The organism is Vibrio mimicus CAIM 602 (assembly GCF_000338875.1).
GTDB lineage: Bacteria > Pseudomonadota > Gammaproteobacteria > Enterobacterales > Vibrionaceae > Vibrio > Vibrio mimicus.
This window is the reverse complement of sequence record NZ_AOMO01000002.1, coordinates 106,390-122,157: the sequence shown is the minus strand read 5'-3', so window position 1 is coordinate 122,157 and position 15,768 is coordinate 106,390. Positions and strand designations below refer to the sequence as shown.

13 protein-coding genes, 1 pseudogene and 1 riboswitch are annotated in these 15,768 nt (G+C 46.9%); of the genes and pseudogenes, 9 read left to right on the top strand and 5 right to left on the bottom strand.

Going from position 1 to position 15,768, the window contains the following annotated elements; all coding sequences use genetic code 11:
• Window positions 1-237: MMPL family transporter (locus tag D908_RS20250; protein WP_005522091.1), on the top strand; the 237-nt coding region annotated here is incomplete at its 5' end.
• A gap of 218 nt (window positions 238-455) precedes the next feature.
• On the opposite strand, the gene D908_RS22465 is transcribed toward D908_RS20250, so the two are convergent.
• A complete protein-coding gene (locus D908_RS22465; protein ID WP_224217242.1) occupies window positions 456-863 on the bottom strand; it encodes a response regulator transcription factor in 408 nt (135 codons plus the stop codon).
• A gap of 879 nt (window positions 864-1,742) precedes the next feature.
• Here D908_RS22465 and speFL point away from each other — a divergent pair.
• The 3 genes and pseudogenes from speFL to potE all read left to right on the top strand — a co-directional run bounded on the left by speFL (window position 1,743) and on the right by potE (window position 5,750).
• Window positions 1,743-1,847, top strand: coding sequence for a leader peptide SpeFL (gene speFL, locus D908_RS22915; RefSeq protein ID WP_005522087.1), 105 nt, complete (start codon window positions 1,743-1,745; stop codon window positions 1,845-1,847).
• A 354-nt stretch (window positions 1,848-2,201) separates the two neighbouring features.
• Window positions 2,202-4,363: pseudogene (speF, locus tag D908_RS0118745) on the top strand (ornithine decarboxylase SpeF).
• A gap of 67 nt (window positions 4,364-4,430) precedes the next feature.
• On the top strand, window positions 4,431-5,750 hold the full coding sequence (gene potE / locus D908_RS18095) for a putrescine-ornithine antiporter (RefSeq protein ID WP_000045956.1): 1,320 nt from the start codon (window positions 4,431-4,433) through the stop codon (window positions 5,748-5,750).
• Between the two features lie 25 nt (window positions 5,751-5,775).
• Here potE and D908_RS21765 read toward each other — a convergent pair whose 3' ends face one another.
• A complete protein-coding gene (locus D908_RS21765) occupies window positions 5,776-5,889 on the bottom strand; it encodes a histidine kinase (protein ID WP_115236292.1) in 114 nt (37 codons plus the stop codon).
• Between the two features lie 53 nt (window positions 5,890-5,942).
• A riboswitch (FMN riboswitch) is annotated at window positions 5,943-6,081 on the top strand.
• A gap of 115 nt (window positions 6,082-6,196) precedes the next feature.
• Here D908_RS21765 and ribB point away from each other — a divergent pair.
• Together ribB and D908_RS18105 are read left to right on the top strand one after the other, a co-directional pair.
• Entirely contained in the window at window positions 6,197-6,853 is a 657-nt protein-coding gene (gene ribB / locus D908_RS18100; RefSeq protein ID WP_001076650.1) for a 3,4-dihydroxy-2-butanone-4-phosphate synthase, read from the top strand.
• Window positions 6,854-7,034: 181 nt separating this feature from the next.
• Window positions 7,035-8,189, top strand: coding sequence for a hypothetical protein (locus D908_RS18105; RefSeq protein ID WP_005522086.1), 1,155 nt, complete (start codon window positions 7,035-7,037; stop codon window positions 8,187-8,189).
• Window positions 8,190-8,283: 94 nt separating this feature from the next.
• Here D908_RS18105 and trmY read toward each other — a convergent pair whose 3' ends face one another.
• Window positions 8,284-8,889 (bottom strand): tRNA (pseudouridine(54)-N(1))-methyltransferase TrmY, encoded by a 606-nt coding sequence (gene trmY / locus D908_RS18110; protein WP_001256106.1) that lies wholly within the window; start codon window positions 8,887-8,889, stop codon window positions 8,284-8,286.
• A 336-nt stretch (window positions 8,890-9,225) separates the two neighbouring features.
• Here trmY and trpS point away from each other — a divergent pair, with 336 nt between their 5' ends.
• On the top strand, window positions 9,226-10,248 hold the full coding sequence (gene trpS, locus D908_RS18115) for a tryptophan--tRNA ligase (RefSeq protein WP_005522084.1): 1,023 nt from the start codon (window positions 9,226-9,228) through the stop codon (window positions 10,246-10,248).
• Window positions 10,249-10,415: 167 nt separating this feature from the next.
• Here trpS and D908_RS18120 read toward each other — a convergent pair whose 3' ends face one another.
• Window positions 10,416-11,318, bottom strand: a complete 903-nt coding sequence (locus D908_RS18120) for a LysR family transcriptional regulator (protein WP_005522083.1) — start codon at window positions 11,316-11,318, stop codon at window positions 10,416-10,418.
• Between the two features lie 147 nt (window positions 11,319-11,465).
• Here D908_RS18120 and D908_RS18125 point away from each other — a divergent pair, with 147 nt between their 5' ends.
• The gene (locus D908_RS18125; RefSeq protein ID WP_005522082.1) at window positions 11,466-12,185 is read left to right on the top strand and encodes an SDR family oxidoreductase; all 720 of its coding nucleotides are present in this window, start codon (window positions 11,466-11,468) and stop codon (window positions 12,183-12,185) included.
• 267 nt (window positions 12,186-12,452) lie between these two features.
• On the top strand, window positions 12,453-14,765 hold the full coding sequence (locus D908_RS18130; protein ID WP_005522081.1) for a methyl-accepting chemotaxis protein: 2,313 nt from the start codon (window positions 12,453-12,455) through the stop codon (window positions 14,763-14,765).
• A gap of 42 nt (window positions 14,766-14,807) precedes the next feature.
• Here the strand turns inward: D908_RS18130 and D908_RS18135 are convergent, their stop codons facing one another.
• On the bottom strand, window positions 14,808-15,698 hold the full coding sequence (locus D908_RS18135) for a LysR family transcriptional regulator (protein ID WP_005522080.1): 891 nt from the start codon (window positions 15,696-15,698) through the stop codon (window positions 14,808-14,810).
• Between the last annotated feature and the right edge of the window lie 70 nt (window positions 15,699-15,768).

Below are 15,768 nucleotides of genomic sequence, written 5' to 3'. Positions count from 1 at the left end.
GAGGTGCTTAGTCTGTCCGTCATTGCGAGTATGACGTTAGGTATTGTGGTCGATGACACTATCCATTTGCTCTATCGTTTCCATACTGCACGTAAAGAAGGGCAATCAGAAAATGAGGCGATTGTGACTGCTGTCAGAGAAACAGGCGTTGCTATTATCGGTACCACTTTGGTGCTCAGTGCTGGTTTCTTAGTGCTGGCAAGCAGCAGCTTTAAGATGAACGCCGATATGGCTTGATGACGGCCATTACAATAATGATTGCGCTTATATTGGATCTCTTGTTGGTTCCTGCGTTACTCAAAGTCACAGGACAATCGAAGAAAGTGCTGAGACAGCAAACGCAGACTGCGTAGTTTTAGAAATGTATCTTGATGATAGGCTTAGGAATTCCTAAGCCTATACCCTTCCCACTTGGGGCTGCAACGCCAAGTGGGAAGGTATATCCGTTTTGTTATTTATTCTTTGTACCAACCGAGTTCAATCGCTTTCGCAATCGCATGGGTACGATTATGTGTTTCCAGTTTCCGATAAATGTTTTGCAGGTGGTACTTCACCGTGCGTTCACTGATGTTCAACAACCGACTGATTTCCCAGTTACTTTTCCCCAATTTTAGCCACGGGAGTAGCTCACATTCTCGATCGGTTAATGGATTGAGAGGGGGCGGTAAATGCAACTGTTGTGATTGGTGTGCGATAGAGTCTGACGCCATATATAAATGAGGAGTGAGTAAATAGAGCGTATCGATCTCATCACTGGATGGGTGTCTATTGCCAAAAGAGGTCAGAAAAATCGCTTTCTTTTCACCATGTTGGCCAGCCAGAAGCAACCTTTTACCGTAATCAGGATGATTATAAGGATCCATCAATGCCATTATCCCTTGCCCAGATTGCTGAAAGGCAGCCACAAAGGGATCGTTCTCCGGTCTTTTATTACCAAAGCAAGTTGAAAATTGGGTTGGAGAGAATCCATGGCAGATAGGTTCTAGAGAGTAGTGCTCTCCAAAAACACCTAAGATACTGAATTCAAATGAGATATCTTTTTTAAGCTCATCGAACCAATCGTGTATCGAAGTGGAGTTATCCGCGCATCTTAGTTGGTTTGATAATTCAAAAAGCCGACGCTTATCCATAAGCTATTTTGTGTCCTAGCGATTGAGTGTTGATACCAAAGAGGGGTCAAGCGAAGAGGTTATCTCTTTCTTATTGTGCCGTTTATCTGCAACTCCAAGTAGTTTTGGGATATGAATTTTGAAATTTAAGTACTTGAAGCCCAATCAGTGGCGTCATTGTGATCCAATTTCTGCCAAGTGGGCAAGAGTCAAATGTCGGTTTCCTTTGGTTACACGCATTTTGGGGTGATACGAATGTTGTACAGTTCTTTTGAGGGGGAGTAGCAGGATGTTGCGTTAAATCGACAAATCGCAGTGTTAGTGAATGTAATTAAATATGTGGCATTTGTTATTAAAGTTGCATTTTTTCTCATTGTTTATGGGTTGATAAATAGTGTGTTGTGCTGTTTTAATGCGTATTCTGTAATTCAATCAACGTATAAATTGGCATCTATATTGAGATATATATGGCAATACCTATTATTGTTGGTAAATAAATCTAAAATATATATCTATGCTTATTAAAGTATGATGAGTGTCAAATTTTAATTTTTTTTACGGGTATAGAATGCCCCTGCTTTCTAAGCAAAACGACGTAGACTGGTTTCTTGATTATTTGTAACGGAGTTGTATATGAAAAAGAAATCAAAAATCATGGCACATATTCGCAGGACTCGACACATCATGATGCCGTCCCACCGCGACTACTTTGACTATTCATTCTTTACCCACTCGTAATCTCATCTTTACCGAGTACTTTGGTCTGCTTGTCAGCTAAAGGATCGGCCAATACCTGCTTTCCTCATGTCGAGGCATTAAGGCATATCCACTGATCTTCCTTTGCGCGCTTTTGCGTGATGTTAAATCATGTTGATTTTGCCAGCTATTACCGTGACTGAGCGAATCTCTAGGTATGCCCAAGAAAAATATCATTATTAGGCAAAAGAATATTCACCCGTTCTTAGGCTGGGGCTCTCCATTATTTTTATCTCAGCCTTTGTGACTGCAATATTTATTTTGCTGAGCGAGTTCTTGCGCGCTGAAAATAATTTCAGTCGGAATTCGTTTATTCAAAAATAAAAAAGGCTAAATATGAATTCATTAAAAATTGCTACGAGTTTATCGGTTCGCTCTTGTTTCACGACCCAACGTGAAGTGGTGGACGTACTGAAAACGGACTTCTGTGACATTGGCGCGGCGGTGGTTTCCGTCGAAGACGTACAAAATGGCGTTATAGATAGAATTAATGGTACTGGCCTGAAACTGCCAATCTTTGTTGCAGTATGTTGCGAAGACCAGTTCCCAGATGATTTTTGCGCAGATATCACCGGGGTATTTGAGCTGTGTGATGCCAAAGTGGAGTTCTACGGTAAGCAAGTTGAAACTGCCGTACGTCGTTATCAAGAAAGCTTGTTGCCACCTTTCTTTGGCACATTGAAAAAATACGTGGACATGGGTAACTCCACTTTTGCTTGCCCAGGCCATCAAGGTGGTCAGTTCTTCCGTAAGCACCCGGTTGGTCGCCAGTTCTTTGATTTCTTTGGTGAAACCTTGTTCCGCTCTGATATGTGTAACGCAGACGTACGTTTGGGCGACTTGCTGATCCATGAAGGTGCACCGCATGATGCACAGGCTTACGCGGCGAAAGTGTACAACGCGGATAAAACTTACTTCGTACTCAACGGGACTTCAGCCTCCAACAAAGTGGTGTGTAACGCACTGCTGACACCGGGAGATCTGGTGCTGTTTGACCGCAACAACCATAAATCCAACCACCACGGTGCGTTAATTCAAGCAGGCGCGACACCCGTTTACTTAGAAACGGCGCGTAACCCATTCGGTTTTATCGGCGGGATTGATGCGCACTGTTTTAACGAATCTTACCTGCGTGATGCGGTACGTAATGTGGACCCAAGCCGCGCGGAAGCGAAACGCCCATTCCGTCTTGCCATCATTCAGCTCGGCACTTACGACGGTACGATTTACAACGCGCGTCAGGTGGTGGATCGCATCGGTCATTTGTGTGACTACATCCTGTTTGACTCAGCGTGGGTGGCTATGAACAGTTCATTCCAATGATGAAAGACTGCTCGCCACTCTTGCTTGAACTGAAACCTGAAGATCCGGGCATCATCGTGACTCAGTCAGTGCATAAACAGCAGGCGGGTTTCTCGCAAACCTCGCAAATCCACAAGAAAGATCACCACATCAAAGGTCAAGAGCGTTACTGCAACCATAAACGCTTTAACAACGCCTTTATGCTGCATGCTTCAACCAGCCCATTCTACCCGCTGTTTGCGGCGCTCGATGTGAACGCCAAGATGCATGAAGGGGATAGTGGCCGCTACCTATGGCGTGAAGCGGTGAAAACCGGTATCGAAGCCCGTAAGTTGTTGATGAAAAAATGCAAATACATCAAGCCGTTCATTCCACCAATGATCGAAGGTAAACCTTGGCAGTCTCACCCAACCGAGCAAATTGCCGATGATTTGCGTTTCTTTGAATTTGAACCGGGTCAGAAATGGCATGCGTTTGAAGGTTACGAACATGGTCAGTATTTCGTTGACCCTTGTAAGTTCCTGCTGACCACACCGGGGATTGACCCAGAAACCGGCGAATACGAGAACTTTGGTATTCCAGCCACCATCCTGGCCAACTTCCTGCGTGAGAACAATATCATCCCAGAGAAGTGCGATTTGAACTCTATCCTCTTCCTGCTCACCCCAGCAGAAGATATGGCGAAGATGCAGCATTTAGTGGCACAAATTGCGCGTTTTGAACGCTTGATTGAAGAAGATGCACCACTGAGCGAAGTGTTACCTAATGTGTACCGCGCTAACCGCGAACGCTACAAAGGCTACACCATCCGTCAGTTGTGTCAGGAAATGCACGATCTGTATGTCAGCCGTGATGTGAAACAGCTGCAAAAAGAGATGTTCCGCGCGCGTTACTTCCCACGCGCGGTGATGAACCCACAAGAAGCAAACTTGGCCTTTGTTCGTGGTCAGGTTGAGCTAGTCCCACTGCGTGAAGTGGAAGGCCGTATCGCTGCTGAAGGCGCACTGCCTTACCCTCCAGGCGTGTTGTGTGTGGTTCCGGGAGAAATTTGGGGCGGTTCAGTACAGCGTTATTTCCTCGCTCTGGAAGAAGGGATCAACTTGCTGCCGGGCTTTGCTCCTGAATTACAAGGGGTCTATCTGGAGCCGACAGGTGAGGGACGAGTACAGGCAATGGGCTATGTACTGAAACGTTAATCGGGGCATCGGGGCAGGCGCTTCTGCCCCGATGACAACACGAAAAGACCCATAGAAGGGGAATATCATGAGTAAATCCAATAACAAAATTGGTGTAGTGCAACTCACCATTCTGACCATCGTAAACATGATGGGGTCGGGCATCATTATGCTACCGACTCAGCTTGCCCAAGTCGGCACCATTTCTATTTTATCTTGGTTAGTCACCGCGGCCGGTTCAACCGCCTTGGCGTTTGCCTTTGCGAAGTGCGGTATGTTCAGTAAAAAATCCGGCGGTATGGGCGGTTACGCAGAATACGCGTTTGGCCGCAGCGGTAACTTTATGGCGAACTATACTTACGCGGTTTCTTTGTTGATCGCGAACGTTGCGATTGCCATTTCAGCCGTGGGTTATGCCGATGTACTGTTTAACTTCCACCTCACCCCGATTGAAACTTGTATTGCCACAATTTTGGTATTGTGGGTGGCAACTGTGGCCAACTTTGGCGGTGCACGCATTACAGGCCAAGTATCGAGTGTGACCGTTTGGGGCATCATCATTCCCGTGATTGGGGTGTCGATCATCGGTTGGTACTGGTTTGATTTTGATCTGTACCGTGAAGCATGGAACCCACATGGCTTGCCATTCTTCCAAGCGCTAGGTGGCTCAATTGCGATGACGTTGTGGGCATTCTTGGGTTTGGAATCGGCTTGTGCTAACGCAGAAGCGGTGGAAAACCCAGAGAAAAACGTACCCATCGCGGTCATGGGCGGTACCTTGGGTGCAGCAGTGATTTACATCATCTCGACCAACGTGATTGCCGGGATTGTTCCAAACGCTGATCTGGCCAACTCTAACGCACCATTTGGTCTGGCTTTCGCACAGATGTTTAACCCAACCATGGGCGCGATTGTCATGGCTTGTGCGATCGTGTCTTGTACTGGTTCTCTGCTGGGTTGGCAATTTACCATCGCGCAAGTGTTTAAAGCGTCTGCCGATGAAGGTTTCTTCCCTAAATTGTTCTCTAAAGTGACCAAAGCCGATGCACCTGTGTTGGGTATGCTGACCATCGTGTGTATTCAAACCGTGTTGAGTTTGATGACCATCAGTCCATCACTCAATAAACAGTTTGAGGCTCTGGTAAACTTGGCGGTAGTGACCAACATCATTCCGTACATCCTCTCTATGGCCGCGCTGGGTGTGATGCAAAAGCAACTCAATGTGCCGGTGAGCCAAGCCAAAGTCGCCAATGTGATGGCCTTTATTGGTGCCATGTACAGCTTCTACGCGCTGTACAGTTCAGGTGAAACCGCGGTAATGCTGGGTTCGATTGCCACCTTCTTCGGTTGGGTGTTGTACGGGGCGATCTCTCGCTCACAGCTCAATACACCCATGAAACACGCCTGATCGTTAAGGTATTTACGCTAAGGTATCAAAACAGCGCAGCGAGTCTGCGCTGTTTTTCTATCTGTTGTCTTTTTGTCATCGGCTTTGCTTGTTTAAAAGCTGTGACCTCCAAAACAAGTTTATCAGTAACTCTTTTCACAGCCCGTTGAACTGACTACACTAGGCGGCGTTTCGGAATCGTCTGAAACACAACAATATTCTCAGGGCGGGGCGAAATTCCCCACCGGTGGTATGCCGCAAGGCGAGCCCACGAGCGCTCGATTCGTCGAGGTCAGCAGATCTGGTGAGAAGCCAGAGCCGACGGTTACAGTCCGGATGAGAGAGAATGACAAACACACTGAATCTCAAAGGTGCGGCTTTGTTACATCTTTCGGTTTTCAGTGCTTTTCGTTTTGGATTTTGATCCCTCATAAGCCCTGATTCTGGTCATTTTTTGGAGTATTACCATGAATCAGTCCTCATTACTTGCCGAATTCGGCGACCCAATTACTCGTGTAGAAAACGCACTGCAAGCCTTACGTGAAGGGCGTGGTGTGCTGCTGCTCGATGATGAAGATCGCGAAAATGAAGGCGATATTATCTACGCGGTAGAATCCCTCACCACGGCGCAAATGGCATTAATGATCCGTGAATGCAGCGGCATTGTCTGTTTGTGCCTGACGGAAACACAAGCCGATCGCTTAGCCCTACCGCCTATGGTGGTGAACAACAACAGCGCTAACCAGACGGCGTTTACTGTATCCATTGAGGCTAAACACGGTGTAACCACGGGTGTTTCGGCGCAAGATCGCGTGACCACCATCAAAACCGCAGCCAACCCAGAAGCAAAGCCAGAAGATTTGGCGCGTCCCGGCCATGTATTCCCGCTACGCGCTCGTGCGGGTGGGGTATTGGCGCGTCGTGGTCATACCGAAGGTACGGTTGATTTGATGCAGATGGCGGGCTTGCAGCCAGCCGGTGTGTTGTGCGAACTGACCAACCCAGACGGTTCAATGGCCAAAACACCAGAAATCGTTGAATTTGGCAGACTGCACAATATGCCCGTATTGACCATCGAAGACATGGTGCAATACCGTATTCAGTTTGATCTGAAACTGGCTTAAGATTTTTCTATTCCACATTATTTAAGCCCATGGTTGATTACTAAATCATGGGCTTTGATTATTCCTTTCTGCTGATAATTCTCTCTATGTCAGCCAAATCCACTTTATGTGTAGGGATTCTTACATTTTTCTGACTTAATGGTGCTAGCCTTACCGCCAATTGTTGTACAGGAGATTGTGTATGAAATTACACCATAGAGTTACCAGCATCATGGTATCGCTCCCCTTGCTACTCGGTGGGTGTTCTTTATTGGAAGTGAAACTGGATAGCCAAACTACGCCATTAACTCAGCAAGAGCTGAATATGCGGCTGATGACTCGCGAATACGCCCACCAGTTTTTCTCTGCGGTTGAGCAAAGTGCCGATCACATCGCTGCACAATATGAAGCGCAAGATAAGCTGCATCAATCCTATGTGTTGCTTTGGAAAATCAATGCGGAAGAAGGTTTACAGCGTTCGGCTTATCAGCTTTCACCTATGGCTGCTCTGATTGATAGTTGGGTTTTTACCCAGCAGATGGATAACTTTTTCCAAACGGGGAAAGGACAATCACTTTTTAGCAGTGAGCAGGCTAAGCAAACGGCAGCCGGATTAACTCGCGATGTTGAGCAACTTGCCCAGTCATTACTGAAAAAAGAGAGCTATCAAACCGCCCAAGCTTTTGTGAAATCTTTTGCCAGCGCAAACCCTTTTACCGATCTCACTTTCACGCGCACTCCGGCTTATCGGGCTTGGCTACAAGCGAATAAGATCGATGAAGCGCAAGCGGTTTCCACAGTAGGAACCATGCCTGAAGCGATGAGTGACGTTTCGGATCGGCTCAGTTTGGTATCGGAACAGTCACCGAAAATCATGACTTGGAAAGCACAATTGATTGCGATGAATAGTGCGCTGAGCGGCGAGCAACTGACGGAAACACTGCAAAGCATTCAAGCTTCATCCGCTTCGTTTCAAGATTTTGTGAACAATAATCCTGAATACATGCGCAACCTCGCGGAGTATATGGCCGTTGAGCTGCAACCCTTGGTGGAAGATATTGACCAGAAAACCCAGCAACACCTGAGTAAACTCAGTGATGAGCGAGTTGCGTTGGAGGCGATGGTGGCCAGAGAGCGAGCTGAAATTGCGGCGATTATCCATACCGAACGAGCGCAGTTTGCCGCTGATATCGATCAGATTTCGCAGAATGTGCTGGCGTTAGCGATGGATAAAGTCATGCAATTAATAAAGAGCACCATCTTGTACTTTGTGCTGTTTATCGTGGTGATCTTTTTTGCCCCGCTCGGCCTGGGTTACTGGTTGGGTAAACGTTCTACTGGGAAACGAACAAGCTAACATGCTTTGCAATAGAAAAAGGCGGGGTTCCCGCCTTTTTGCTTTCATGTCACCGATTCAGTGAGCGTCTATTGAGCTAATTGAGTCGTTTGGTCTACCAACCCGCTTCTTGGTGATCAATCTCGTTATGGATCAGCGTGACACACTGTGAAGCAAACAGCATTTTGGGGCCAAGGCTGATTTTCTCTACCCCAAGGCGTTTCATCGAGTTACCACTCTTTTTCGGCATTGGGATGTGATCGGTCAAAATAAAACACGGGTTCGGGCCGATCTTAATATCACGGATTGAATCGCCTTTTTTATCCATCATGTACAGCGAATGATGCTCTGCCAACTCGCCCAGTAGGGCTTCAAAACTGATAGTGCGCACGGTCAATCCCGGCTGAACCACACGAGTTTGTTCTTTTCCCATACCAACAGAGGCATCCAGCGCTTTCACCAACAGGGCAATCAACGCCGCTTCATGGAATCCGCCCACATCACTGATTTCATTCGCTTCGACTGTGATGGTGCGTGAATAATCGCGCGTGCTTTCCAATACCAGATGAATCACCACATCTTCACGATGCGACTGCGCGGTAAACAGGCTGTTCATCATGCAGTGCGCCAAAATTTCGGTATGGCATTTGCCACCAATTTCGTCCAGTAGGCGTTGACTATCGGTCGGTGCAGAGCGAGCTCGAAGGATAAAACTGCGCATGGTATTTCTCATTCGTTGTCATTCAAAGTGCGGTATTGTCGCTAAGCGCGCTGAACTTGACCAGCACTTTATGGCTATTCGTTTTTAAGGTCGAAAACGGTAGGTTTGAATCAGATTTTCCTTTCGCAAACGACACTTGAGAAGGTTGTGTTCCCAAACCATTGTTGTTAGATTGCCCAGATGAACGATATTTCACTTTCTACTTCATTCTTCTTCTGGTGGCGCTCTCATTAGAGCGGCACGGAATTCTTACATTCTTAAGCTGCTGGAAGGTAGCTAAGACTGTAATTTCTTTTGTATCTCCAGTAGCACTTATTTTTAACGAGGAGATACACAATGTATACACATCAAGATACTGATAAAACAGAGATTATTTTAACTGGCGATCGAGCCACTGGCCCTTTGCATTTAGGTCACTATGTCGGCTCTCTAAAGCAACGTGTCGCTTTACAGGAAATTTATGAGCAAACGATCCTTGTCGCCGATATGCAAGGTCTTACGGATAACGCTCACAATCCCAAGAAAGTCTCATCCAACATTCTCAATGTCGTGGCTGATTATCTCGCCGTCGGTATTGATCCCACCAAAACAACCATTTGCCTTCAATCACAACTTCCCGCTCTTGCTGAACTGACCATGTATTACAGCAACCTTGTCACCATCAGTAGGCTGGAACGAAATCCAACCGTCAAAAGTGAGATTCAAAACAAAGGGTTTGAACGCTCAATTCCTGCTGGATTTTTAACATACCCCATATCTCAAGCGGCGGACATAACTGGTTTTAACGCCACTCTCGTTCCCGTCGGGGACGATCAATTACCCATGCTTGAACAAGCTAATGAGATAGTGAGGAAAGTGAACTTACTCGCTGGGCGTACTGTTTTGAATGAATGCCGGCCGCTACTGAGTAATGCACCACGGCTACCGAGCACGGATGGGAAAAGTAAGATGTCTAAATCGATGGGCAACGCGATCAATCTTGGGGCTTCGCCAAAAGAGATCTCCGCAGCGGTGAAATCCATGTATACCGATCCCCATCATCTAAGAGTCGAAGATCCCGGCCGTATTGAGGGAAATGTGGTGTTTACTTATCTCGATGCATTCCATCCAGATGAGGAATATATCAGCCAACTCAAAGAGCACTATCAAGGTGGTGGTCTTGGTGATGGCATAACGAAAAAAATATTAGAAGAGTGCTTGCAGGAGATGCTCCAACCAATAAGAGAAAGACGATCTGAATTTTTAAAAGATAAAGCTCAACTGATTGATATTTTGAAACAAGGAAGCCAACTTTCTAGAGAAAAAACGGCAAGAGTGCTGTTTGATGTAAAAGCTATTTTTGGACTTAATATTTTCTGAACAACGTGTTTTGTTCGCCAGCTTCGAGGCGTTTACTCGCTGAACTCCTCGAAGCGGTTTGTTCTATTTTAGTCGTATAAATAATGTGTTTTAAGCCCCAAAGTAAGTGTTAGTAATTCGCTATTGCTCAAAAATATTCAAGAGTGATTACCTTAAAGCCTTTCGGGTTAAAGCAAATCCTGCTCAAAATAACGCTTACTGAACTCAATAAACCGCTTTAAGCGCACCGGTTGATACTTGTCTTTATGGTAGATAAGGGAAAACTCAACGCTCGGGATATGCCAATCCGGAAATACTTCCACTAATGCACCGCGGGCGATTTCTTCTTGGCAGTAGAAAGTGGGTACGCGAATGATGCCGTTATGCGCCAATGCTGCTCGTACTAACACTCGACCATTTTTACACTGTAAATCTCCATCGACCGGGATATCAATGGTTTGCTGGGTAGTATTGTGTTGATAACTCCAACGTTTTACGGAGCCCGTTAAGCAGCTATGTTCGGCTAATTGTTTAGGATGCTGAGGTTGCCCACACTGTTTTAAGTAAGCTGGAGTCGCTAAGGTGCTCATCGCAACGTTAGTGAGCTTGCGAGCAATAAAACTGGCATCTTCCAATTTCCCCATCCGAAATGCCACGTCAAAGCCTTCTTCAATTAAATCAACGCGATGACTACTGAAGTCGAGGTGAATCCGAACCTCCGGATTTTCTTGCATAAAGGCACTGCAAATGTCCGCAATTAACTCTTCCCCGATATGCCCGCCAACACTGTTGATGCGTAGCTCACCGCGCGCTTCTTGCACGTCATCCACTGCCGCTAATACGGCTTGTTCAATACTGCTCAGGGCTTGCTCGCATTGGCGATAGAACAACTCACCTGCATCAGTCAATGAAAGGCTGCGCGTAGTTCGGGTGACGAGTGTGACGCCCATGCTGTTTTCTAACTGGCTCAGTTGGCGTGAAACATGTGAGCGGGAAACCTCCAGTTCTTCCGCCGCTTTGGTGAAATTGCCCAGTTTTGCAATCAGCACAAAGGCACGAATATCGGCCAGATTAAGTTGGTTAAGCTGCATAGTAGTCTCTTCAATTAGTCATCAATTGGCAACAGTCTGTGAACCTGTCGACTATATATCAACAATCTGCTTTCACCTAGACTGCTCGCATTCCAATGAACTCCTCAGATGGCAGGAGACTCTTTTACGAATCAATGAGGTAATCCAATGAAATCGTTAGTCGTTATTACAGGTGCAAGTTCTGGTATTGGTGAAGCGATTGCTCGCCGTTTCAGTGAAGCGGGTCATCCGTTGCTTTTGGTCGCGCGCCGCGTGGAACGTTTAGAAGCCCTGAATTTGCCCAACACACTGTGTGAAAAAGTGGATGTGACTAATGCCGCTACGTTAGTCGCTGCAATTGCGAAAGCGGAAGCCATGTTTGGCCCGGCAGATCTTTTGGTGAACAATGCGGGTGTGATGCTGCTGGGGCAGATTGATACGCAAGAGGCGAGTGAATGGAAGCGTATGTTTGATGTGAACGTACTCGGTTTGCTAAATGGCATGCACGCGGTGTTGGCGGATATGAAAGATCGTAACCACGGTACTATCGTGAACATCAGTTCCATTGCGGGTAAGAAAACGTTCCCGAATCATGCCGCTTACTGCGGAACAAAGTTTGCAGTACATGCCATTTCAGAAAACGTGCGTGAAGAAGTGGCCTCCAGCAATGTGCGTGTGACGACCATTGCACCGGGAGCGGTAGAAACTGAACTGCTTTCACACACCACATCAAGCGAGATTAAAGACGGTTATGACGCTTGGAAAGTGGACATGGGCGGTGTGTTGGCGGCAGATGATGTCGCGCGTGCAGTACTGTTTGCTTACCAGCAACCGCAAAGTGTGTGTATTCGTGAGATTGCGTTGGCTCCAACGAAACAGCAACCTTAATTGAAGACAAACGAATCTTTCAGCGTATTGCTGATTGAGATAGCGGTGATCTGAAAGGGTCGCCGTTTTTTTTATTGAAATCAGGGCTCTATTTATCAGAAAGCTTATTGTTTAAGAGTTTCTTTGCATTTTTTTGTACAGACAGCCAGCACTGACTATGCTTTGTAGGAGACTCTATTCTTATAAATACACTCAATTTTTGTCTATCTGTCGTTGGCATAGTCCTTGATTTCTCAAGGATAAAATCTGTTATGTAGGGATATAACGATGAAAATTGCCAACAAAATCGTACTTTCAATGACCTTATTGTCGACCGCCGTTGTTGTGCTTGCGGGAGCATGGATCGGATGGAGCGCCTCGGCGCTTTCACAGCAAGCCATCTACAACCGGGCGAGCAGCCAGCTGTTGTCAGTACGAGAAATCAAAAAAAGCGAGATTGAACGCTATTTAAAAAGTGTTGAGGGACAACTGATCACGTTGGCCCACATGGTTTCGACCGTGGATGCCGTGCAAGGCTTATCCAATGCTTTTAAAAATTACCCGCTTGATTCTGTGCCTGACTCTTCATTTCGTGCGCTAAAAGACTATTACAGTTCGCAGTTTGGGCAGAATTACCAAAAACTGAATAATGGCCAAGAGGCGAATTCATTAATGCGCTTGGGGCAATTATCCAAACAAGGTGAAGCGCTGCAGTCTCGTTATATTGCGAGCAACCCGAATCCACTCGGTTCAAAGCATGAATGGATGGGCGATTCTTTAGGCACCCCCTATGACACCCTGCATCAAAAATACCATCCGGGCATTAAGCAATATCTTGAACAGTTTGGTTTGTATGATGTTTTCATGGTCGATAATGACGGCAATGTGGTGTACACGGTGTTCAAAGAACTCGATTTTGCAACCAACTTGCTCAATGGCCCATACAAAGACAGTGGACTGGCGAGAGCCTATGTAAAAGCCAAGATCTTGGCGGATAACCAGTATTATCTGGATGATTTCACGCCTTATTACCCATCGTATGAAGCGGCGGCCTCTTTCATTTCGACCCCGATTTTTAATGGTACTGAACGTGTCGGCGTGCTGGTTTTTCAAATGCCAGTGGATGAAATCAACAACATCATGACTTTCGATTCTCGCTGGAAAGAGAATGGGCTCGGTAATACGGGTGAGAGTTACTTGGTGGGTAATGATCATCTTATGCGTAGCCAACCTCGTCAGTTATTGGAAAATGAATCGGCCTTTATTGGGTCATTGGAATCAATGAAGGTAGACAGAGCCGCAGCCAACCAGATCCGTAACAGAAGCTCTGCGATTGGTTTGCTCAAAGTGAATACTCAAGCCGTCGATAAGGCGTTGAGAGGAGAACGAGGCGTAGTGGAAGACACCAGTGCTGCCGGCGTGAAATGGCTATCAACCTATGTGCCGATGGAAGCATTAGGGCTGCGCTGGGCTTTGGTTACTGAAATGCAGGCAGATGAAGCTCTTGCCGATATTTCAACGCTGAACCATGAAGTGATTCTCAAAGTAGTGATTGCGATTGTTGTCGCGGCTGTTGCGGCAACAGTTGCTGCTTTAGTGGTGGGGAATGGCATTTCCAAACCGATTCGCGTCTCTATCAGCCAAATTCAGCGGATCAGCCGAGATAATGATCTAACGGCACGGTTGCCAGAACAAGGCAGTGAAGAGATCAAACAGCTGGCAAAAGCGCTCAATACCTTGTTTACCCAACTGCAGGAAACCATTTGCCAATTTGCACAGGCGACTGACAAATTGAATTCTCATACCCAAGTGATTTCACACAATATGGGGGGAACGCGTGAATCCGTCTCCGATCAGCATGAGCGTACGGAATCTGTCGTCACTGCCGTGAACGAAATGAGTGCTTCAATTGCAGAAGTGTCACAATTCGCGCAGCGAGCAGCTCTGTTTGTGCAAGAAGCCAACCAGAAAGGGCACAGTGGCGTCTCGGTTGGGGATGAATTAGCACGAGATATGACGTCCATTAACCAACAAATGGCTTCGGCAGTGGAAGCGATCGCACGTTTGAACCATGAAAGCCAATCGATCGCTTCTGTTTTGGATGTGATCCAAGCGATTGCGGAGCAAACCAACTTGCTCGCGCTTAATGCGGCGATTGAAGCTGCTCGCGCCGGTGATCAAGGGCGTGGTTTCGCGGTGGTCGCGGATGAAGTTCGCAATTTAGCGGCGAAAACCCAAGCGTCTACCGAAGAGATCCGCAATAAGATTGATCGTTTGCAACATGAGACTCAAGCGGTGGTCAGCTCGATTGAAAGTGCCAATCACACCGTTATACGGGGTGTTTCTACCTGCAACAGCAACACGGACATGCTCAAACAGATTGTGGATATGCTGAATGAGTTGAATGAAATGAACATTCAGATCGCCACAGCGACAGAAGAACAACGCAGTGTAACTGAAGAGATCAATGCCAATATCACATCGATTTCTGATGTCTCCTCTTCAGTAACCGAGCAGGTGGGCGAAGTGGATACCATTGTCAATGAGTTGTCTCATGAAGCGATTGGATTGAGCAAACGAGTGGGGCAATTCCGCTACTGATATTTGATTGCTCGCCCAACCGATCTGGTTGGGCGATGTGTTTTAAGGCCACAGTAAATCTTGTTGCCAACGCTCCGCGAGAAAATCAATAAACTGCCTGACCAAAGGCGTCTGATAGCTGCGGGAGAGATATACCGCCCATATCGCGCTACTGGGCAGATGGTAATCGGGTAGCAGCGCTTGCAGTTGACCCGATTGCAGCAGCGGATTGGCTAAATCGCAAGGCAGACGAATCACCCCTTTGTGGTTGAGGGCAGCACGGCATAACGTGCCCATATCGTTCGCGCGAATATTACCGTTCACTAAAACGCTAAAGTGCTCGCTATCACGCACGAAATCCCATTTGTTGCCACTGATGTGAACCAAGCAGTTGTGCTCAGCCAGATCTTGCGGTGCCTTGATGGGGGCCTGTTGTGCGAGATAGTCTGCCGTTGCGCACACCACCATGCCGACTTCCAACAAGCGGCGAGCGATCAAATTTTCGTCCGGTTGCTGGGTAAAGCGCAAAGCAATATCAACTCGTTCATCGACCAATTGTGAAAAACGATCCGAGGCCAGCACATCAAAATGCACTTGCGGGTGTAAGTCGGTAAAGGCCTGTACTGCATCCAGCAGCATGTTTTGAGTGAGCCCAATTGGGGCAGAAATACGAATGCTGCCGTGTAAAGAACCGGATTGTTCCAGTGCGCGCATTTCCAATTCCATGGTTTGGTGCAGAATTTGCTCGCAGCGTTGTAAAGCCTCTTCGCCGGCGGCAGTCAGGCTGACTCGACGAGTTGTGCGATGCAATAACCGCTGTTTCAGCCAATCCTCAATCTCTTGAACGTGGCGTGAAACCTGTAAACGGCTCAGATTCAGGTTATCGGCCGCTTGGGTGAAGCTGGCGGTATTCGCCACTTCAATAAAACTGCGCATAGCGGTGAGGCGATCCATAAGCTCTCTCATTGGCAAACTAACTGGATACAATGTACATCATTTTTTCTCATTTATCGCTCGTGATGCT